Origin of the sequence: Sphingomonas pollutisoli (genome assembly GCF_029167165.1) — a bacterium.
Lineage (GTDB): Bacteria > Pseudomonadota > Alphaproteobacteria > Sphingomonadales > Sphingomonadaceae > Sphingomonas > Sphingomonas pollutisoli.
Genome location: NZ_JARFNJ010000004.1, coordinates 456,373 through 477,091, shown reverse-complemented (window position 1 = coordinate 477,091; position 20,719 = coordinate 456,373). Strand labels below are relative to the sequence as shown.

Below are 20,719 nucleotides of genomic sequence, written 5' to 3'. Positions count from 1 at the left end.
GATCAGCGATATTCGATGACGGCGTCGCGCCGCAGATCGCGTAGCATCTGCTGCGCGCGCCGGTTGACGCGCTGCTGTTCCATCTGATTGCGGATCTGGTCGATGCCCGGCAGGCTGCTGTCCTTGGGGTCGTCACGGCCGCACAGCACCAGCGCGCGCACGCCATCCTTCTGCGATCCGAACGGCGGGGTCGACTCGCCGACCTGCAGCTTGAGCAGGATCTCCTGCAATTGCGGCGGCAGATCGCGGATCTTGACCGCGTCGTTATCGACCACGTCTGCGCCCATCGTCGATGCGACCGTGGCGACGCCGCCGCACCCGTGGATGCCCTGGATTTCCTTCGCGAACAGCGCGACGCGGGCGTTGGCATCCGCCTGCGTCAGATTGGGCGCGAACTTCACGCTGATCTGCTTGAGCGACAATTTGGCGTCGCGCGGATCGGCTTCGAGCACCTTGCGCTTGTCGACCAGATACAGGATCGAGAAGCCGCCCGGCACCTCGATCGGGCCGGCGATCTGGCCGACGCTCATCTCCCGTGCCGCTTCCGCAAGGCTCTGCGGCAGCGCGCCGAGCTGGCTCGCGCTCACCCAGTCGAGATCACCGCCGGTGCTGCGCGTCGTCGCCTCGGAATATTGCGCATAATATTCGAACGGCTTGGTGCCCTTCTGGATCTCGGCGATCATCTGCTTTTCCTGATCGAACACCTGCTGCGCGCGATCCGGACCGGCCGAGAGATAGATCTCCTTGAGGTGATATTCCTCGCTGCCTTTGGACTTGGTCATCCGGTCCATGATGATCTTGATTTCTTCGTCGCCGACGTTGACCTGCGGCTCGACCTTACGGCGCAGGTAGCGGCTCCACGCCAGTTCCGCCTCGATCTGGCGCTTGAGCGAGCGATCCGACGATCCCGACTGGCGCAGATAGGCGCGGAAGTCGGCGGGCGACTTGCCGAAATTGCCGGCGACCCGGTTGAACGCCTGGTTGATCTCCTCCTGGGTGATCGACACGTCGTTGGCCTTGGCGTCCTGGATCTGGAGCGTCTCGTCGATCAGCGAGCGCAGCACCTGGAGCTTCAGGCGCTCCTTGTCCTCCGCGCTGAGATTGAGCTGGTTCGCGGCCATGATGAGCCCGACGCGCTGATCGACATCGGTACCGGTGATGACGCTGTCGTTGACGATCGCCGTGGCCTTGCGGACGTTCGGATCGACCTTGCCGAAGATCTGGAGGTTGTTGGGAATGTCGAGCGAGGTCTGCGGCGTGCTGTCGTCGCCCACCGTCTGCGCGATCGAGGATGCCGTCATCGCCACTGCCGCGAGGCCGGTGCCGGCAAGAGCCATGATGCGGCCGAACCGGGCCACCTTGATCGACATCATCTTCACGTGGTCAAAAATCCCATCCCGCGCGTGCCCGCGCAAACCCCGAACGTACCCCGAAATGCCGGTACGCACCTGAACCACCGCTTAGCGGCCAAGATTCTTGAACGCCAGCGTCAAGAGGTAGCTGTTGCCGCGCTGCGCGTCGCCGGTGTTCTGGTAATCGCGCTTCCACGTCAGCCCCAAACGAAGGCAATCGTCCTCATATTGGAAGCCGAGCCGGTGTCGCACCGGGCTGAAGCCGTCGGCCAGCGAAAGCGGGTCTTCCCTGCGATCCGTAAGGTCGATCACGGTCGATCCGAACACCGACCAGAAGCGCCGGATCTGTACGCGCCCGCCGATGCGCGCTTCCTCGCGGTCCTGAAGATCCTCGAGGATCGGCGTGATGTCGCGGTTGAGGCGGAGATAGCCGAGCAGCAGATAGGTGCTGCGCGAGCCGATCGTCGCATCGACTTCGTTGCGGCGTACGGTCAGATTGTTCTTGTCGAGCCGATAGCGGTGGGTCAGCGACACGAAATCGTGGAAGCGGATTTCGGTGCGCCCGACGATGTCGGAGAAGCGGTCTGTCAGGCCGGTGCCGTTCAGGAACAGGCTCGGGCGGCTATCGAGCCGGTAGCTCTGGCCGATATTGGCGTTGATCGCGATTCCGGGCAGATCGACCGCCCAGTCCGCCCCATAGGTGACGCGGCTCGAATCCTCGAACCGGTCGTAGCCGGGGAAGCGGTTGAGCTCGAACAGGTTGGAATCTTCGAGATCGATCGCGCGGGCATCCTCGTTGGGGATGTTGATGTTGGCGATGTGCGGCGAGGCGACGATCTGCACGCGCGGGGTGAACCGCTGCGTCCCGCTCAGGAAGCTGCCGATGAACGGCCATTTCACGTCGACCGCCAGCGCACCGATCGCACGCGTCTGCCAGCCTTCGAGCCCGCGATAGCTGGCGACGCCGGTCGCGCCGACGTCGCTCGCATGATATACGTCGCCACGGCCGAACGCGGTGAACGTCACCTCCTGGCCCCATGGCGTCAGCCGGCGCAAATCCCATTTGAAACTGGCGAAGGCGCGCTGCGTGTCCTGTCCGGCGGTGCGGGAGATGGCGAGGCTGTTCGCCTGCAACTGCACCTTGCCGCCAAGGATGCCGTCGTCGAAACGGTAGCGCCAGTCGATCTCGGGAAGCGCGATCGGCTGCAGGCTCTGCTTGTCGTTGACGCGGAGCGTCTGCACGTACCAGCCGTTGACCGCGAAATAGGCGTTCTGGCTGATCCGTTCCAGGCTGACGTTCGAGCGGAGCCGCGCATCGCGCGAGATGTCGTAGCGCCGCAGGAAGGTCTTGTCGCTCGCATAGCGCAGCGATCCGCTGAGGCTCCAGTTCGGGCTGAGCTGAAAACGCGCGACGCCATCGACATAGCCCCGCAGCGCGTTCTCGGTCGGAACCGGCGTCGCCGACTGGAGATCGTCGCTGCGGCGACTGACCGTTACATAGCCGCCGATCCGATACGCGCCGAGATCGGTCAGCGCGCTGAAATCGGTGTGCAGCATCGGTGCCGTCGCGGTGAACAGCATCGGCGTGACGATCAGGCTGCGATTGGGGCCGAGCGCGACGTTGTACGGCTGGGCGAATTCGAAGCCGTTGACCCGATCGTAGCGGAAATCGGGGCCGAGTAGACCGCTCTGGTTGCCGCCGCCGACGGGATTGGAGAACGCCGGCAGCGGCAGCGTCGGCAAACCGAACACGTTGATCCGCGCGCCCTTATAATAGATGCGCTGCTTGTCGGGCCGGTAGGTGACGCGCACCGCCGTGATCTTCCACGATGGTTCCTTGGGGCAACCGCTCGCGGTCGCCACCGCGCAAGGCGTATAGGCGGCGTCTTCCATCGTCACGGTCTCATCGAGCGCGCGCGTGCCCTTGCGCGCGGCGAGCCGGCCGCCATGTTCGAGCACGATCAGCATATTGTCGATCATGCCGTCCTTGAGCGAATCGGTCAGTTCGATCGAATCGCCGTAAGCGGTGTCGCCGCCGGGGTTGGTGACGACGATGCTGCCGCTTGCCATCACTTTGCCGGTCTTGCGGTTCCACACCACCTTGTCGGCCCGCAGCCGGTCGCCGGTGCGGTACATGCGGACATCCCCGGTCGCGGTGACGATCTCGCCGTTCACGTCGTAATCGAGCGAATCGGCGCTGAACTGCACCTGATCGTCGCTGACCGTCGGAGCCGGGGAGGGCGGCGGCAGCGCGACATCGGGAGTCTGGAGATCCTGCGCGCGCGCCGCGCCGACCGAACAGGCGAACGGCAGCACGCAGGAGGCTAGGAACAAGGAACGCTTCACGTCGGCACTGCACCCCGGTGTCCGCGCGAAAGGCGGTGGCTGAATGCCGCCCTATCGCACCGGTGAAGCAATGCTGCAACGGCGCTGCTTTGCCAGCATCGCGCCGCTGGCCTAGATACAGCCGACTCACCGCATTTGAACGAACCCGAGGGCCTTATCGCCATGAAGATCGAATTTTCCGCCGCCGCGCCCGATGCGGCAATGCCGCTCGCCCTCACGGTCGAGAAGGACGCGCTCGGGCGGCTCGCTTCGCCTGCGCTTGATGCGGCGGGGATCGCGCTGGCGCAATCGGCCGCGCGCGCCATCCGGTTCGAGGGCGAGGCGGGTTCGGTGGTCGAGCTTTTCGTCGCCGCCGGCGGCGAGGCGCGGCGCGTGCTGCTGCTCGGCGTCGGCACGGGCGGCGAAGCCGATTACGAACGCGCCGGCGGGGCGCTGACCGGCAAGCTGCTGACCTCGGGCGCGACACAGGTCGCGGTCGATCTCGGCGGCTCCGCGCCGACCCCCGTCGCGGCGGCGCGGTTCGCGGCGGCGGCGGCTCAGCGCGGGTGGCGGTTCGACGTGTATCGCACCAAGCTCAGCGACAAAGCCAAGCCGACGCTCACCACGATCACCGTGCACAACGCGCCGGCGGGTACCGCTGAGATCTGGGCGCGGCAGGACGCGGTGACGCAGGGGCTGGAACTGACCCGCACCTTGGTCGCCGAGCCCGCCAACGTCATCTACCCGGAGAGCTTCGTCGAACGCGTGCTCGCCTCGGTTGAGGGGCTCGGCCTCGATGTCACCGTACTGGGTGAGGCGGAGATGGCCGAACTCGGCATGGGCGCGCTGCTCGGCGTCAGCCAGGGGTCCGCGCGCGAGGCGAAGCTGCTGGCGCTGAAGTGGAACGGAGCCGGCGACGGCGATCCCGCGCTCGCGCTGGTCGGCAAGGGCGTGACGTTCGACACGGGCGGCATTTCGATCAAACCCGGCGCCGGCATGGAAGACATGAAGTGGGACATGGGCGGCGCGGGCGCGGTGGTCGGCGCGATGAAGGCGCTCGCGGTGCGCAAGGCCAAAGCGAACGTGATCGGCGTGTGCGGCCTCGTCGAGAACATGCCCGACGCGCTGGCGCAGCGCCCCGGCGACGTCGTGACCTCGATGTCAGGGCAGACGATCGAGGTCATCAACACCGACGCCGAGGGGCGTTTGGTGCTGTGCGACGTGCTGACCTGGGTGCAGCGTACGCACCGGCCCAAGACGATCGTCGACCTCGCCACGCTGACCGGGGCGATCATCATCAGCCTCGGCAACGAACATGCCGGCTGCTTCGCCAACGACGATGCGCTGGCCGATCAGTTGCTCGCGGCGGGCAAGGCTTCGGGCGACCTGTTGTGGCGTTTCCCGCTGGCGGATGCGTACAACAAGCTGATCGATTCGCCGATCGCCGACATGAAGAACGTCGGACCGCGCGGTGCGGGGTCGATCACCGCCGCGCAGTTCCTCCAGCGCTATATCGACGCTGGCGTGCGCTGGTCGCATCTCGATATCGCGGGCATGGTATGGGCCGACAAGGCCGGTGCGACCTTCGACAAGGGCGCGACCGGGTTCGGCGTGCGGCTGCTCGACCGGTTCGTGGCGGATAATTTCGAAGCGTGATCCGTCGCCCCGGCGTGGGCCGGGGCCGTTCAGTTTAGCGCAGCCGGTTTGCGTAATCACGTAGCGGCCCCGGTCTGCGCCGGGGCGACGGAGCCGATGTGAAGGTCGATTTCTACCATCTCACCGTCACCCCGCTCGACCGCGCGCTTCCCCAGATTGCGGAGAAGGTGCTGGCGAGCGGCGGCCGGTTGTTGATCGTCTCGGGGAGCGAGGCGCAGCGCGGCACACTCGACCGGCTGTTGTGGACCTACGCGCCCGAGAGCTTCCTGCCGCATGCACAGGCCGGCGCGGGCGAAGATACCGCGCAGCCGGTGCTGATCGCCGCAACGCCAGACCCCGTCAACGCCGCGCGCAACATAGCGCTGGTCGATGGCGTTTGGCGCGATGCCGCGCTCGGGTTCGACCGCGCCTTTCACTTCTTCGACGAGGACCGCATCGTCGAGGCGCGGGCCGCCTGGCGCGCGCTCGGCGACCATGCCGAAGTCGAGCGGCGTTACTGGAAGCAAAGCGACTCCGGCCGCTGGGAACAGGCCGCCTGAGGCTGGCCCGGCCCGAACCGATCTTGTGGCGGATAGCCGCACTTGCATCGCTTTCCCCGCCCGACTAGGGAGCCGCGACTTCCCGCTTTTCAAACACAGGAGCTTCACGGTCATGGCCGCGAACCGCACTTTCTCGATCATCAAGCCCGACGCCACCCGCCGCAACCTGACCGGCGCCGTCACCAAGATGCTGGAGGAAGCCGGCCTGCGCGTCGTCGCCTCGAAGCGCATCCAGATGACCCGCGAGCAGGCCGAGGAATTCTACGGCGTCCACCGCGAGCGCCCGTTCTTCAACGATCTGGTGACGTTCATGATTTCCGGCCCCGTCGTCGTGCAGGTGCTCGAGGGCGAGAACGCCGTGCAGCGCAACCGCGACATCATGGGCGCGACCAACCCCGCCAATGCCGAGCCCGGCACGATCCGCAAGGAACTCGCCGAATCGATCGAGGCGAACTCGGTCCACGGCTCGGACAGCGACGAGAACGCCGCGACCGAGATCGCCTTCTTCTTCAAGCCCGAAGAAATCGTCGGCTGAACTGCCGCGTCGCCCCGGCGCAGGCCGGGGCCGTTGCGGTATCTGGCGGCCGTTTCACCCGAAACGCGGCGGCCCCGGCCTGCGCCGGGGCGACGTCTGAGGCTACCGCGAGACCTTGAACGATACGAGCACCGTCGCGGGATCGGCATAGTTCTTGTAATAAATGCCGGTCGACGGCGTGTACGAACTTCCCACCGGCGCGTCGGCGCCGAGGATGTTCTTGCCCTCGACCCGGATCTGGAAGCTCGGATCGCGTGGCGTCCAGGTGATCGCGCCGTTGACGAAGGTCTGGCCAGGCACGCGATCCTGCGGGCGGGCGAGCGCGCTGGTGTAGAAGCTGCTCTGATATTGCGCGTTGAGCGAGAATTTGACGTCGCCGATCCTGCCGGCGGGCAGATCGTAATTCGCGCCGCCCGAAAAACTCCATTTTGGCGCGTTTGTCAGCGGGTTGCCGTCGGCGTCGATGCCCTTGCCGCCCGCCCCTTTGTAATCGTCGTAGATCGCCTTGAGATAGCCGCCCGACGCCTGCAAGGAGACCCGCTTCGACAGGTGCAGGTCGTTCTCCAACTCGGCGCCCCAGCTATGCGCCTTGCCGGCGTTGCCGCGGCGTGACCCGACATAGGCGGGATCGTAGAACGAGACCTGCAAATCGCGGTAATCATTGTAGAACACCGCGAGATTGCTGCGCAGCGCGCGCCCGAACAAGGTCGCCTTCAGCCCGCCTTCGTAGGTCGTCACCTTCTCAGGGTTGAAGGGCAGGGTGGCGAGGTCGATCCGCGTGGCGCGATTGTCGAACCCGCCCGATTTGAACCCGCGCGACCAGGTGAGATAGCTGAGCAGGTTGGGCGTCCACTGCGCCGAGGCCGACACCTTCGGGGTCAGCGCGCGCCATGTCTTCGCCGCCTCGCCCGCGATCGACTGCGCGACGATCGCGCCGCCGGTATCGAGCACCTTGTTATCGAACACGAATTGCTTGTGCTCGATGGTGCCGCGCAAGCCTGCGGTCAGGCTGAAGGTGTCGGTCGCCTTCCACGTGCCTTCGCCGAACACCGCATAGGCATCGGTATCGGTGATGTTGTGCGCGCGCAGCGCGCTGATCGGCGCGGTCGCGGCGGTGCCGGTGCGGCTGTAACCGTCGCGCTGCACGAAGAAGCGCTCGTGCAGGTAGAACAGCCCGCCGGTGAAGGTGATGTCACCGAAATCGCCGTTGAGCTGGACCTCCTGGCTCACCGAGCGATCGTTATAGTGGATCAAATTCTTCTGGATCAGCGCGGCCTGACCGTCATTATCATACCAGACCGGGTTGAGATCGAACCCGCTGAACGCAGTGATCGACTTGACGCTGAGCTGCGGCGAGAGCGTGTAGATCAGCCGCAGCGACGCGCTCGACGCATTGAGATGCTGGAGCGGTTCGACTTCAGAATACGACCGCCGGATGCTGAACGCGCCCGGCTGCACGACGGGGATGTAAGACCGCGTATCGCTACGGTCGCGCGTCACGTTCACGGTCAGCAGCGCGTCGAGATTGGCGATGCCGGTGAAATGCAGCTTGCCGCGCAGGGCGTCCAGATTGATCCGGTTGACGTCATGCCCCAGCGTCGGATCCCAGGTCACGCCGTCGCGCGAACGGTGGATATAGGCGAGGCTCGCGGTCAGCGTGTCGCCCACCAGCGGCCCGCTGACGATGCCGTGGAACTGCACGTCGTTGAAGCTGCCGTAGCCGATCTCGCCCGAGGCGCGGAAGGTCGCGTCGGGGTCGCGCGTGATGATGCGGATCGCGCCGGCGCTCGAGTTGCGGCCGTAGAGCGTGCCCTGCGGCCCGCGCAGCACCTCGACGCGCTCCAGATCGACGAACTCGCTCATCGAGCCGATCTGTCGCGGCACGTAGACGTCGTCGACATAGACCGCGAGCACCGGCTCCTGGATCGGATCGGATTCGCCGACCCCGCGCAACGAGAAGGTCTGCGTGGTGTGGCTGATCGAGGTGCGCGCGACGAACAGATTGGGGATTTGGCCGGCGAGATCGCGCAGGTTGGAGATGTTGCGCTCGGCCAGCGTCTGCGGGGTGAAGGCGGAGATCGCGATCGCGGTCTTCTGAAGGTCGGTCGCGCGGCGTTCGGCGGTGACGACGATCTCGCCCTGCACGTCGGTGGTGGCTGCTGCGGCGGCGGCGGGCGGCGGCGCCTCCGCAAACGCGGGCGCGGCGGCGAGGCCGGCGATAACCGTGGTCAGCGACAGCAATCGTGTGCTGGCCCCAAAACGTAGCATTCGAATGTCCCCTTACGGCCCGGCCTGCTCAGCCGATTTCCCATTCAAACAGTAGGAGAACATCGAACCCGCACAATTGAGTTCATGTGGGCCGCCTATTGAATTCGCTCATCGCCGCAGCCCGAACGCGGATACGAAGAACCCCGCGTGGGCGGGCCACGCGGGGTCTGAGGTTGGGTTCGGAAACCGAGATCAGGCGGCGGCGCGATCGCCCCGCGCGGCGGTGTAGCGGTTGACCGGCACCAGCAGGCCGAGGCTGTCGCGGAAGGTTTCACCTTCATACTCCGCCCGGAACAGCCCGCGCGCCTGGAGGATCGGCACCACCTTCTCGACGAACGCCTCGAGTTGCCCGGGCAGCGGCTCGAACAGCACGAACCCGTCCGCCGCGCCCTGCTCGAACCACGTCTGGAGCGTGTCGGCGACGGTCTCGGGCGAGCCGACGAACGCGCCACGTGGCGTCGCGAGCCGCTCGACCACCTGCCGCAGCGTCAAATTCTCGGCGCGCACCTCCGCGAGGATGCGGTTCGATCCGCTCTGCTGGCTGTTCTTGCCGATGTGCGCGACATCGGGGAACGGTGCGTCGAGATCGTACTGGCGGAAGTCGTGATCGTTGAAGGTGCGCGACAAATAGCCGAAGCCGGTATCGAGCGATTCGCTCGCCGCCAGCCCACGGTACAGCGCCTCGGCTTCGGCATCGGTGTCGGCGATGATCGCCGAGATGCCGGGCAGCACGAACAGATCGTCCGGATCGCGGCCGAATCCCTGCGCGCGGCTTTTGACGTCGCGATAGAAGCTTTGACCATCCTCGAAGGTCGGCGCATGCGTGAAGATCGCATCGGCGCGTTTGGCCGCGAAATTGCGCCCGTCATCGGAGGCGCCCGCCTGAAAGATCACCGGCTGGCCCTGCGGCCCGCGCTTGATGTTGAGCGGGCCACGCACTTGGAAGAACTCGCCCTTGTGGTCGAGCCGGTGCAGCTTGTCGGGATCGACGAACACGCCGTTCTCTTTGTCGCCGACATGCGCGTCATCCTCCCAACTGTCCCACAGGCCCTGCACGACGTCGAGATACTCGGCGGCGATCCGGTAGCGCACGTCATGGGCCGGATGTTCGGTCTTGGAGAAATTGGCGGCGGTGTCGCCGAGCCAGGAGGTCACCACGTTCCACCCGGCACGGCCGCCGCTGATATGGTCGAGCGAGGCGAATTGCCGCGCGACGTTGAAGGGCTCCGAGTAGCTCACCGTCAGCGTGCCGACGAGCCCGATGTGCGAGGTCGCCGCCGCGAGCGCCGACAGGATCGTGATCGGCTCGACCCGGTTGAGATAATGCGGGCTCGACTTCTCGGTGATCGACAGACTGTCGGCGACGAAGACGAAGTCGAACTTGCCGCGCTCGGCAAGCTGCGCCTGTTGTTTGTAGAAGGGGAAGCTGGTGCTGGCGTTCACGTCGCGATCGGGGTGCCGCCAGTCGTTCCAGGTGCGGCCGACGCCGTGAAGGATGAAGCCGAGCTTGAGCTTGCGTGCCATGATGCTGCGCCTTGCTGGGAGGATGATGGCACAGGCGTAAAACCATGTCCGGCGCGGCACGAACAGGGATTGCTCAAGCGCTGTTGATATTCGCTAAAGCCGTGCCGCGATGTGCGATGCTTTGCCGCGGTAAGGCAAATCCATCTGGCATGCGCGCGCATCAATCTCTACTGCGCCGCTGTGTAATGCCCGTGCTTCTCTTCCCGCACCCCCACTCCGTCCGGCGCGCGCCGCCGCTCACCTTCGGCGGGAGGCCGCTGGCGTGATCGCGCTCGATCAGGTTCACAAGCGCTACGCCGGATCGCCCGTAGCGGCGCTCGACGGCGTCTCCTTGGAGGTGGCGCGGGGCGAGGTGTTCGGCGTGATCGGCGCGTCGGGTGCCGGCAAATCGACGCTCATTCGCCTCGTCAACGCGCTGGAGGTGCCGAGCGCCGGGCGCGTGACCGTCGAGGGCGTCGATCTCGCCACGCTGTCGCCGGGAGGCTTGCGTGCCCTGCGGCGGCGGATCGGCATGATCTTCCAGAATTTCGGCCTGCTCTCGTCGCGCACGGTGGCGGACAATGTCGCCTTTCCGCTCAAGCTCGCCGGTGTGCCGTGCGCCGAGCGCGCGGCCAAAACGGCGGCGCTGCTCGATCGGGTGGGCCTCAGCGACCATGCCGGCAAATATCCGGCCCAGCTTTCGGGCGGACAGAAGCAGCGTGTCGGCATCGCCCGCGCGCTCGCCACCGATCCCGATATCCTGCTCTGCGATGAGGCGACGAGCGCGCTCGATCCCGAAACGACGCGCAGCGTGCTCGATCTGCTGCGCGCGCTCAACCGCGAACTCGGGCTGACGATCCTGCTCATCACGCACGAAATGGATGTCGTACGTGCGGTCTGTGATCGCGTCGCCGTGCTCGATCGCGGTACGGTCGTCGAGACCGGCCGCGTCGCTGACATCTTCGCGGGCGCCGCGCATCCCGTGACCCGCCGCATGCTCGCGGGGGTCGGGGCATGAACACCTGGTTCGCCAACGTCGATTGGAGCGACATCGCCACCGCCTGCCGCGACACGCTGGCGATGCTGGGCGGATCGCTGCTGCTGACCGTACTGCTCGGCCTGCCGCTTGGTGTGCTGTTGTACCTGACTGCGGAGCGCCAGATTTCGCAGAACCGCGTCGTCAATCTCGTGCTCGGCACCGCCGTCAACATCTTGCGCTCGGTGCCGTTCGTTATCCTGCTGATCGTGATGATCCCGCTGACCGTGGCGCTGGTCGGCACCTCGCTCGGCGTGGTCGGTGCGATCCCGCCGCTCGTGGTTGGCGCGGCGCCCTTTTACGCGCGGCTGGTCGAAAGCGCACTGAAGGAGGTCGATCGCACCACGATCGAAGCGGCGCAGGCGATGGGGGCGACAACGCGCCAGATCGTCACCGGCGCGCTGATCCCGGAGGCGATGCCCGGCCTCGTCTCGGGTGCGACGGTAACGGCGGTGGCGTTGGTTTCGTTCACCGCGATGGCGGGCGTGGTCGGGGCGGGTGGCCTCGGCGATCTCGCGATCCGCTTCGGCTATCAGCGCTTCCAGACCGATGTGATGATCGTCACCGTGGTGCTGCTCGTGCTGCTCGTCCAGATCATCCAGTTCGCCGGCGATCGTCTCGCCCGCCATGTCACGCATCGCTGAGGAGCCATTCGATGAACCGCCGCCGCTTTCTTCTCGCGTTGCCGCTGCTCGCCGCCGCTTGCTCGGGCGGCGCGCCGGACGATGGCAAGACGCTGACGGTCGCGGCGACCGCCGTCCCGCATGCCGAGATCCTCGAATCGGTCAAGCCGGCGCTTGCCAAGGAAGGTGTCGATCTCCGCATCCGCGTGTTCAACGATTATGTTCAGCCCAACCTCCAGGTCGACCAGAAGCAGGTCGACGTGAACTATTTCCAGACCAAGCCGTATCTCGACACGTTCAACGCCTCCCGCGGCACGCATCTCGTCGCGTATGCGGGCATCCACGTCGAGCCGCTCGGCGGCTATTCGCATAGATGGAAGACGCTTTCGGCGCTGCCGCAGGGCGCGACCGTCGCTATCCCCAATGAAGCGAGCAACGGCGGCCGCGCCCTGCTGCTGCTCCAGAGGGCGGGGCTGGTGCGGCTGCGCAACCCTGCCGATCCGCTTTCGACACTGCACGACATCGTCGCCAATCCCAAGAACCTGCAGTTCAAGGAACTCGAATCGGCGACGCTGCCGCGCGTGCTCGACCAGGTCGATCTCGCGCTCATCAACACCAATTACGCGCTCGACGCCAAGCTCAACCCGGTGCGCGACGCGTTGCTGATCGAGGACGCCAACTCGCCCTACGTCAACTTCGTCGTCGGGCGCGCGGGCGAGGAGAAAGATCCGCGCGTCGTCAAGCTGATCGCCGCGCTGCGCAGCCCGGCGACGCGCGACTTCATCAAGACGCACTATAAGGGCGCGGTGCTGCCGGCGTTCTGACGCCGTCTTGCTGCCGGGGATCAGGCGGTCTGCGCTTCGAGTATCTCCCGCGCCGCACGGATGCCGCTTTGCCAAGCGCCGTGCGCGGTCGAGAAGTCGGTCGCGTGGGTCGCTTCGCCGGCGAAAAAGATGCGCCCGTCGAGCGGCTTCGCCAGCGTCGCACGCGCATGCGCCTGGCCCGGCAACGCATGGCTGTACGATCCGTTGATCCACGCCGTTCGGCACCAGGCCGAAGCGGCGATTGGCCGCAGGTGGCGTCGGATATCGCTCCCGAGCAACCCCGCAAGCTCGTCGGCGGCGAGACGGAACGCCTCGGCCACCCCGACGCGTTCGAGCTGCTGCGCTCCCGGCCCGCCGAAGAACGCTTCGATCACCGGCTGGCCGAGCGGACGGACATAATAGCTGCCGGTATTGGCATCGCGCGGGTTGCCGATCAGGTGCGTCTCGACCTCAAGCCCGTGATTGCCGATCAGTTCGAAGAACAGCTTGTCCGCCAAGCCGAGCGGCAGTTGCGCGGCGGCGTGGAGGTGGTCGGTCGCGGCCGGGTCGAACGCCATCGCGCCGCTGGCGAGCACGTTGCTGGACGCGGTGACGATCGCCGCGCGCGCGCTGACCGTGCCGCGATCGGTCTCGATCCGCACGCCCCGATCGCCGAGGGCGACGCGGCGTGCCGGGGTCGTCAACCTCAGCTCCACATGCGGCAATCGCGCGGCGAGCAGCGCGCCGTAGCCCTCATGCACGCGCCAGTTGTTCTCGCTCGCGGCATCATCATAGGCGAGGAAATCGGCGATCGAGAGCCGATCGAGATCGGCGCCGTTCATGTAACCGCTCAGCGCGCGGCAGAAGGCGTTCCACGCCCCGCCCGGTTCCAGCGCGTCCGAAGCGCGGTCGCTCTCCGGCGGTGCCGCGTGGAACCGCGCGTCCAGCGCGGCCCAAGCGGCCCGCGCCGCAGCCTGCTCAGCCGGCGTAAAGCCGAGGCCGCGCCATTGCTCCTGCCATGCCGACGGGCCGCGATGGACGGTGAAGTTCGCGGCTTCGCCCTCCGCGACGAGCGGGTTGCGCTCCGCCGAATGGAGCCAGCCACAGCCAAGATCGAGCGTCATGCCCGCCATGCCGATTGTCCAGCCGCGTCCGCCCACGCGGTCGCTCGCCTCCAGCACCACCACCGATCGGCCGTTCGCGACCAAGACGCGCGCCGCCGCGATGCCTGCGGCACCGGCTCCGATGATCGCGACGTCATGATCCATGGTGATGCTCCGCGGCGAAGGCATGCGTATATCGAGCCGTCGGAAACGCTTGGCAATCGCCGGGTGTGTCAGGAAAAATTCTCTGCACAGTCGCGAAACGCGCATCCTTATGCGCCGCCGCGCATTGCAGTTGGCGAACCGTTACGACCAGCAGGGGACTTTCATGGAACAGGATCGGATTTCGCAAGTCCGCCAGCGCGCGCACGCGATCTGGATCGAACAGGGCCAGCCGGAGGGCGTCGCCGATCAGCATTGGGCGCAGGCCGAAGCCGAATTCGACGCCGCCGCGGCGTCCGAGTCCGGGGCGGCCGTCACCGAGGCGGCTGACGCACCGGCTGTCGAACCCGAGGCAGCCGTGGAGCCCACGCCGCCCGCCGAGCCGGAAAGCGCGGCTGCGGCCGAGCCGGCGGAGGCGGCAGCACCGGCCCCCGCCAAGAAGCCGGCGAAGCGCAGAGTGAAGCCGCTCACGCCGATCCGCTGAACGCCGCCCGCGCAGGCGGGCACCCAGCCGTTTCATGCCATCCCGTTGACTGAGGGAGACTATCTTGCGCCCCACTGCTGACCGCCTCGAGGGCGGTTCTCCCTATCCGCTCGGCGCCACGTTCGACGGGCTCGGCGTCAACTTCGCCGTTTTCTCTGCGCATGCCGAGAAGATCGAGTTGTGCGTGTTCGAACCGACCGGCAAGCGCGAGATCGCGCGTTATACGCTGCCCGAATGGACCGACGAGGTGTGGCACGGCTATCTGCCGGACGCGCGCCCCGGCCTCCTCTATGGCTATCGCGCCTATGGTCGCTACGCGCCCGAGGAAGGGCATCGCTTCAACCCCAACAAGCTGCTGCTCGATCCCTATGCGCGCCGCCTGTCGGGGCCGATCAAATGGAGCGACGTGCTACATGGTTACCCGGTGCGCGGACGGCGCGCCGATCTCGGCTTCGACAAGCGCGACAGCGCGCCCGCCATGCCCAAGGCGATCGTCACCAGCGACGCGTTCGACTGGTCTCGCGACGTGCGCCCCAACACCCCCTGGTCGGAAACGGTGATCTACGAGGCGCACGCCAAGGGGCTGACCAAGCTGCTCGATCTGGTGCCGCCACGCGAACGCGGCACCTTCGCGGCGCTGTCGCACCCGCGCGTGATCGATCATCTCAAGCGTCTCGGCGTCACCGCGCTCGAACTGCTCCCGATCCACGCCTTCACGCAGGATCGGTTCCTGCAGGAGCGGGGCCTGCGCAACTATTGGGGCTATAACACGCTTAGCTTCTTCGCGCCCGAGCCGGGCTATTTCTCCACCGACTCGCATGATGAACTGCGGCTCGCGGTTCGGCGGCTCCATGCCGCCGGGATCGAGGTGATCCTCGACGTGGTGTACAACCATAGCTGCGAGGGCAGCGAACTCGGGCCCACCCTGTCGTGGCGTGGCCTCGACAACGCGACCTATTACCGGCTGGTGCCCGACCAGCCGCGCTATTGCATCAACGACACCGGCACCGGCAACACCTTCAAGCTCGATCACGCGCGCGTGATCCAGATGGTCGCGGATTCGCTGCGATATTGGGCGACCTCGTTCGGTATCGACGGGTTCCGCTTCGATCTGGGGCTGACGCTCGGGCGCACCGACACGGGCTTCGACCCCAGCGCCGGCTTCTTCGACGTGCTGCGGCAAGACCCGATCCTCGGCCGGCTCAAGCTCATCACCGAACCGTGGGACGTCGGTATGGGCGGCTACCAGCTCGGCAATTTCCCGCCGGGCTTCGCCGAGTGGAACGACAAATATCGTGACACCGTGCGGGGCTATTGGCGCGGTGATCCCGGCAAGCGTGGCGATCTCGCGGCGCGGCTGTCCGGCTCGGGTGATCTGTTCGATCGGCGCGCACGGCGTCCGTGGGCGAGCGTCAACTTCCTCACCAGCCATGACGGCTTCACGCTCGCCGATCTCGTCTCCTACGAGGAGCGCCACAACGAGGCGAACGGCGAAAACAACAACGACGGCCACGACAACAACATCTCGCGCAACTGGGGTGCGGAGGGGCCGACCGACGACGAGGGTATCCTCAAGACCCGCGCCACGGTGCAGCGCTCGATGCTGGTGACGTTGCTGACGTCGCTCGGCACGCCGATGCTGGTGGCGGGCGACGAATTCGGTCGCACGCAGCACGGCAACAACAACGCTTATTGCCAGGACAATGAGATCAGTTGGCTCGACTGGGAGCAGGCCGAGAGCCCCGAGGGCCGCTCACTGTTCGCCTTCACGTCGCGGCTGATCGCGCTGCGCAAGACGCATGAGGTGCTGCGCTCGGCCAATTTCCTCTACGGTCAGGATTCGCCCGGTTACGGGATCAATGACATCGAATGGTGGGATGAGCGCGGCGAGACGATGTCGCCCGACGATTGGAACAACCCCGAAGGCCGCGCGCTCGTGATGCGGCGCGCTGTCGCGCTCGAGGACGGGCGCATCGAAGCGCTCACCCTGCTGATGAACGCGAGCGAGGACGCGATCACCTTCACCTTGCCCGCGCCCAATTCGGATCGCGAAGTGCTGATCGACAGCGCGCAGCCCGACCTCGAGCCGACGCCGATCGGCGACACCTATGAGGTGCAGGCGCATGCGGCGGTACTGATCCGCCGACGCGCGGACAAGGACGCCTGATGCGCCTGTGGGGACCGCGCCTCGAAGCGGACGGGCGCACGATCTTCGGGCTCTGGGCGCCCGATCGCGACGCCGTGACGCTGGAGATCGACGGCGCGGCGTCGCTCGCGATGACGCCGCGCGACCGCGGCTGGTTCGAGGCCGAAGCGGTCGCGCCGCCGGGAACGCGGTACCGCTTCCGGCTCGATGCCGATCTGGTCGTGCCCGATCCCGCCTCGCGGCTGCAGTCGGGCGGCGTGCATGGCTGGAGCGTAGTGCTTTCTCCGTTCGTGCCGAGCGAAGTCGCGGCACACGCCGATGGTCCCACGACTTCGCCCGGCACGAACGGGGGTTGGCGCGGCCGCCCGTGGGAAGAAGCGGTGATCCAGGAAGTCCACGCCGGCGTACTAGGCGGCTATGCCGGCGTCGCCGACACGCTGCCGGCGCTGGCGGAGCTTGGCGTCACGGCAATCGAACTGATGCCGATCGCGGCGTTCGCCGGCTCGCGCAACTGGGGCTATGATGGCGTGCTGCCGTTCGCGCCCGCCGAGGCTTACGGTTCGCCACACGACCTGCGCGCGTTGGTCGATCGCGCGCACGAACACGGGCTGATGATCTTGCTCGACGTGGTCTACAACCACTTCGGCCCGGACGGGAACTACCTCGGCGCCTATGCTGGCGACTTCTTCCACGCCGATCGCGATACGCCGTGGGGCGGCGCGGTCGCGGTCGATCGGCCCGAGGTCGCCGCCTATTTCCTTGAGAACGCGCTGATGTGGATCGAGGAGTACGGCTTCGACGGCTTACGGTTCGATGCGGTTCACGCGATCGGCGATACCGCCTTCCTCGACCGGATGGCGGCCGAGGTCCGCGCGCAGGTAGCGCCCCATCGGCAGATTCACTTGATCCTCGAAAACGAATCGAACGACGCGGCGCGCCTCGGCGACGGCGGCTTCGATGCGCAATGGAACGACGATTTCCACAACGTCATGCACGTCCTGCTGACCGGCGAGACCGAGGGCTATTACGCCGATTTCGCACACAATTCGACCGATAAGCTGGCGCGCTGTCTGGGCGAGGGGTTCATCTACCAGGGCGAGGGGATGTCGCATCAGGACGGCAAGCCGCGCGGCACGCCGAGCGGACATCTGCCGCCGACCGCGTTCGTCGCGTTCCTGCAGAACCACGACCAGATCGGCAACCGCGCGCTCGGCGAGCGGCTGACCACCTTGGTCGCGCCCGATCGGCTGGCGGCGGCGACCGGGCTGTTACTGCTGTGCCCGCAAATCCCGCTGATGTTCATGGGTGACGAGATCGGATCGCAGACGCCGTTCTACTTCTTCACCGATTTCCACGATGAACTCGCCGATGTCGTGCGCGAGGGCCGGCGCAAGGAATTCGCCCACTTCGAGGCGTTTTCCTCCGAGTCGGCGCGCGAACAAATCCCCGACCCCAACGCGACCGATACCTTCGCGGCGTCGCGGCCATTGCCCGCGGACGACGCCCAAAACTGGCGCGCATTGTACCGCGACCTGCTGACGCTACGCCACGCGGAGATCGTGCCGCGTCTGCGCGGCGCGTGTGCGGATGGTGCCGAGGTGCTCGGTGAAGGCGCGGTTCAAGCCGTGTGGACGCTCGGCGACGGCGCGGTGCTGACGCTCGCGATCAATCTCGGCAGCGCGCCGGTGACGGTGCGCGCCGAGACGCCGCTCTATGCGCTCGGCACGCCCGGCGCGCCGGCGAGCTTCGCCGCCTGGCTTGAGGATGCAGCATGACCGATTTCCCGCCACGCGCGACCTACCGCCTGCAATTCAATCGCGATTTCCCCTTCTCGGCGGCGGAAGCGATCGTGCCGTATCTCGATCGGCTCGGCATCAGCCATGTCTATGCCTCGCCGATCACCGCCGCCGTCTCGGGATCGCCGCACGGCTACGACGTGATCGATCCGACCGTAATCAATCCCGAGTTGGGCGGTGAGGCGGGATTCCGCAGCCTCGTCGATGCCTTGCGCGCGCGGGGCATGGGCATGGTCATCGATATCGTGCCCAATCACATGGGCGTGGCGGGCGGCGAGAATGGCTATTGGAACGACGTGCTGCGCCACGGCGCGGGCAGCCGGTACGCGCGTTGGTTCGACATCGACTGGGACGAACCGCTGCTGCTGCCGATCCTCGGCGCGTCGCTCGGCGAGGTGATCGCGGCGGGCGATCTGGGGCTGGTCGACGGCGCGCTCCGGCTTTATGGCGTGGACGGTCCGCCGCTGCGGTCGGACGTGCCGGCGCAAGGCGATCTGCGCACGCTGGTCGAGGCGCAGCATTATCGGCTCGCGTCCTGGCGGACGGCGAACGACCAGCTCAACTGGCGGCGCTTCTTCACCATCAACGAACTCGCCGGCGTGCGGGTCGAAGACCCCGAGGTGTTCGAGGCGACCCACGCTTTGTACTTCAGCCTGTTCGAACAGGGCCTGATCGATGGCGTGCGCGTCGATCACATCGACGGCCTCGCCGATCCCGCCGGCTACGCCCGCGCGCTGCGCACGCGATTCGACGCGATCGGGGGCACGCGGCGCGCCTATATCGTCGTCGAAAAGATCCTCGCCGAAGACGAAAGGCTCGCGCGCGACTGGGGTCTCGACGGCACCAGCGGGTACGACTTCATGCGTGAGGTGACCGGGGTTCTGCACGCGAGCGAAGGTGAGACACCGCTCGGTGAGCTGTGGGAGGACATCAGCGGACGCCCCTGCGACTTCGCGGACGAGGCGCTGACCGCGCGCCAGCAACTGCTCTCGTGGCAGTTCGCCGGCCAGACCGATCGCTGCGTCGCCGCCTTCGCTGCCTTGGCAGCGTCGGCGAGTGCCAGCCATCCCGCGTTCGAGGCGGTCACGCCCGCGATGCTGCGCCGTGCGATCGAGCGGCTGCTTTGGGTGTTTCCGGTCTATCGCAGCTACGGCGTTGGCAATCACGGCCCGGCCAGCGACGGGGCGGTGCTTGATCGCGCGATTGCCGACAGCGCGGACTTTTGCCCGCCCGGCGAGACGGAGATCGCGCGCCACATCGTCGAGTGGCTCGCGGGCCGGGGGCCGGGCGATGCGACACTGGCGGCGGAGGCGGTGCGCCGCTTCCAGCAACTTTCCGCGCCGATCGCGGCGAAGGCGGTGGAGGATACCGCCTTCTACCGTCACGGCGTTCTGCTCTCGACCAACGACGTCGGCTTCGCGCCCGAGCGATTCGCGTTGGACATCGGCCAGTTCCACGCCGCGATGGCGGCGCGCGCGCGCGATTTCCCCCATGCGATGCTCGCCACCGCGACGCACGATCACAAGCGCGGTGAAGATGTGCGCGCACGTCTCGCGGCGCTCAGCGGCGTGCCCGACATCTGGGCGGAACGCGTCGCCGGCTGGACGGCGCGCACCGAAGGGCGCGGGGTCGATCCCGCCGATCGCTACATACTGCTGCAGACCATGTTCGGCGCCTGGCCGATCGACGCCGACCGCATCAAGGCATGGCAGACCAAGGCATTGCGCGAGGCCAAGCTGAGATCGTCGTGGGAAGCGCCCGACGAAGCGTATGAGGCGCGCGCCGCCGAATTGGTCGACCGCTTGCTTGCCGACGGGACGTTCACCGCCGAGATGGAGGCGTTCGTACGGCGCCTTGCGCCAGCCGCCACTGCGAATAGTCTCGCCGTCGCGCTGCTGCGCAATACCGTTCCCGGGGTGCCCGATTGTTATCAGGGCGCCGAGTTGGGAGACTGGAGTCTCGTCGATCCCGACAACCGCCGCCCGGTCGATTATGCCGCCCGCGCCGCCCTGCTGGAGCGCGACGGCGATCCGCTGTCGAAGCCACATCTGATCGCGCGGTTGCTCGGCCTACGCCGTCAGTCACCGGCGCTGTTCTCGCATGGCGCATATCTGCCCGTCACCGTCTCGGGCCCGCGCGCCGGGGAGGTGCTCGCGTTCACGCGTACCCAAGGCGCCGAGCGGCTCGAATGCGCGGTTCTGCTCAAGGCGGCGTCGGCGCAGATCGGCGCGGGGCAGGCGAGCCCCGGCGCGGACTGGTGGGGCGAGACGATGATCGACTTCGCCGAGCCAGTATCGGCGGCGGAGCTGTTCGCGACCGCGCCATACCACATCAACGTTGCGGCCTCCGCGACATAACGTTCGTGCGGCGGAGGCGTGGCGGCCGCCG

General features: G+C 66.9%; 15 protein-coding genes. 10 read left to right on the top strand and 5 right to left on the bottom strand.

The window, feature by feature from the left end; genetic code table 11:
* Window positions 1-2: 2 nt before the first annotated feature.
* A complete protein-coding gene (locus tag PX554_RS11510) occupies window positions 3-1,373 on the bottom strand; it encodes a peptidylprolyl isomerase (RefSeq protein ID WP_338061589.1) in 1,371 nt (456 codons plus the stop codon).
* Window positions 1,374-1,460: 87 nt separating this feature from the next.
* Window positions 1,461-3,698 carry an LPS-assembly protein LptD gene (locus PX554_RS11505; protein ID WP_275501841.1) on the bottom strand — a complete coding sequence of 746 codons (2,238 nt, stop codon included), beginning with the start codon at window positions 3,696-3,698 and terminating at the stop codon, window positions 1,461-1,463.
* A gap of 162 nt (window positions 3,699-3,860) precedes the next feature.
* Here PX554_RS11505 and PX554_RS11500 point away from each other — a divergent pair, with 162 nt between their 5' ends.
* The 3 genes from PX554_RS11500 to ndk all read left to right on the top strand — a co-directional run bounded on the left by PX554_RS11500 (window position 3,861) and on the right by ndk (window position 6,407).
* The gene (locus tag PX554_RS11500; RefSeq protein ID WP_275501839.1) at window positions 3,861-5,333 is read left to right on the top strand and encodes a leucyl aminopeptidase; all 1,473 of its coding nucleotides are present in this window, start codon (window positions 3,861-3,863) and stop codon (window positions 5,331-5,333) included.
* A gap of 98 nt (window positions 5,334-5,431) precedes the next feature.
* The gene (locus PX554_RS11495) at window positions 5,432-5,872 is read left to right on the top strand and encodes a DNA polymerase III subunit chi (protein ID WP_275501836.1); all 441 of its coding nucleotides are present in this window, start codon (window positions 5,432-5,434) and stop codon (window positions 5,870-5,872) included.
* A gap of 112 nt (window positions 5,873-5,984) precedes the next feature.
* Window positions 5,985-6,407: a nucleoside-diphosphate kinase gene (gene ndk, locus PX554_RS11490; protein ID WP_275501834.1), complete on the top strand. Its 423-nt coding sequence runs from the start codon at window positions 5,985-5,987 to the stop codon at window positions 6,405-6,407.
* 102 nt (window positions 6,408-6,509) lie between these two features.
* On the opposite strand, the gene PX554_RS11485 is transcribed toward ndk, so the two are convergent.
* The gene (locus PX554_RS11485) at window positions 6,510-8,675 is read right to left on the bottom strand and encodes a TonB-dependent receptor (RefSeq protein ID WP_275501832.1); all 2,166 of its coding nucleotides are present in this window, start codon (window positions 8,673-8,675) and stop codon (window positions 6,510-6,512) included.
* A gap of 192 nt (window positions 8,676-8,867) precedes the next feature.
* Window positions 8,868-10,199, bottom strand: a complete 1,332-nt coding sequence (locus PX554_RS11480) for an LLM class flavin-dependent oxidoreductase (RefSeq protein WP_275501830.1) — start codon at window positions 10,197-10,199, stop codon at window positions 8,868-8,870.
* Window positions 10,200-10,461: 262 nt separating this feature from the next.
* On the opposite strand from PX554_RS11480, the gene PX554_RS11475 reads away from it, so the two are divergent.
* Genes PX554_RS11475 through PX554_RS11465 form a run of 3 tightly spaced genes read left to right on the top strand, consistent with a single transcriptional unit; the run spans window position 10,462 to window position 12,661 of the window.
* Entirely contained in the window at window positions 10,462-11,196 is a 735-nt protein-coding gene (locus tag PX554_RS11475; protein WP_338061586.1) for a methionine ABC transporter ATP-binding protein, read from the top strand.
* Complete coding sequence (locus PX554_RS11470) at window positions 11,193-11,858, top strand: methionine ABC transporter permease (RefSeq protein WP_275501829.1); 666 nt, start codon at window positions 11,193-11,195, stop codon at window positions 11,856-11,858. The genes PX554_RS11475 and PX554_RS11470 overlap by 4 nt, the downstream gene beginning before the upstream one ends.
* An 11-nt stretch (window positions 11,859-11,869) precedes the next feature.
* The gene (locus PX554_RS11465) at window positions 11,870-12,661 is read left to right on the top strand and encodes a MetQ/NlpA family ABC transporter substrate-binding protein (RefSeq protein ID WP_275501827.1); all 792 of its coding nucleotides are present in this window, start codon (window positions 11,870-11,872) and stop codon (window positions 12,659-12,661) included.
* Between the two features lie 20 nt (window positions 12,662-12,681).
* Here PX554_RS11465 and PX554_RS11460 read toward each other — a convergent pair whose 3' ends face one another.
* Window positions 12,682-13,908 carry a flavin monoamine oxidase family protein gene (locus PX554_RS11460; RefSeq protein ID WP_275501825.1) on the bottom strand — a complete coding sequence of 409 codons (1,227 nt, stop codon included), beginning with the start codon at window positions 13,906-13,908 and terminating at the stop codon, window positions 12,682-12,684.
* Between the two features lie 109 nt (window positions 13,909-14,017).
* On the opposite strand from PX554_RS11460, the gene PX554_RS11455 reads away from it, so the two are divergent.
* The 4 genes from PX554_RS11455 to treY all read left to right on the top strand — a co-directional run bounded on the left by PX554_RS11455 (window position 14,018) and on the right by treY (window position 20,688).
* A complete protein-coding gene (locus tag PX554_RS11455; RefSeq protein WP_275501823.1) occupies window positions 14,018-14,389 on the top strand; it encodes a DUF2934 domain-containing protein in 372 nt (123 codons plus the stop codon).
* A gap of 64 nt (window positions 14,390-14,453) precedes the next feature.
* A complete protein-coding gene (gene glgX, locus PX554_RS11450) occupies window positions 14,454-16,556 on the top strand; it encodes a glycogen debranching protein GlgX (protein WP_275501820.1) in 2,103 nt (700 codons plus the stop codon).
* Window positions 16,556-18,310, top strand: a complete 1,755-nt coding sequence (gene treZ, locus PX554_RS11445; RefSeq protein WP_275501818.1) for a malto-oligosyltrehalose trehalohydrolase — start codon at window positions 16,556-16,558, stop codon at window positions 18,308-18,310. The genes glgX and treZ overlap by 1 nt, the downstream gene beginning before the upstream one ends.
* Window positions 18,307-20,688, top strand: a complete 2,382-nt coding sequence (gene treY / locus PX554_RS11440; protein WP_275501816.1) for a malto-oligosyltrehalose synthase — start codon at window positions 18,307-18,309, stop codon at window positions 20,686-20,688. The genes treZ and treY overlap by 4 nt, the downstream gene beginning before the upstream one ends.
* Window positions 20,689-20,719 lie beyond the last annotated feature (31 nt).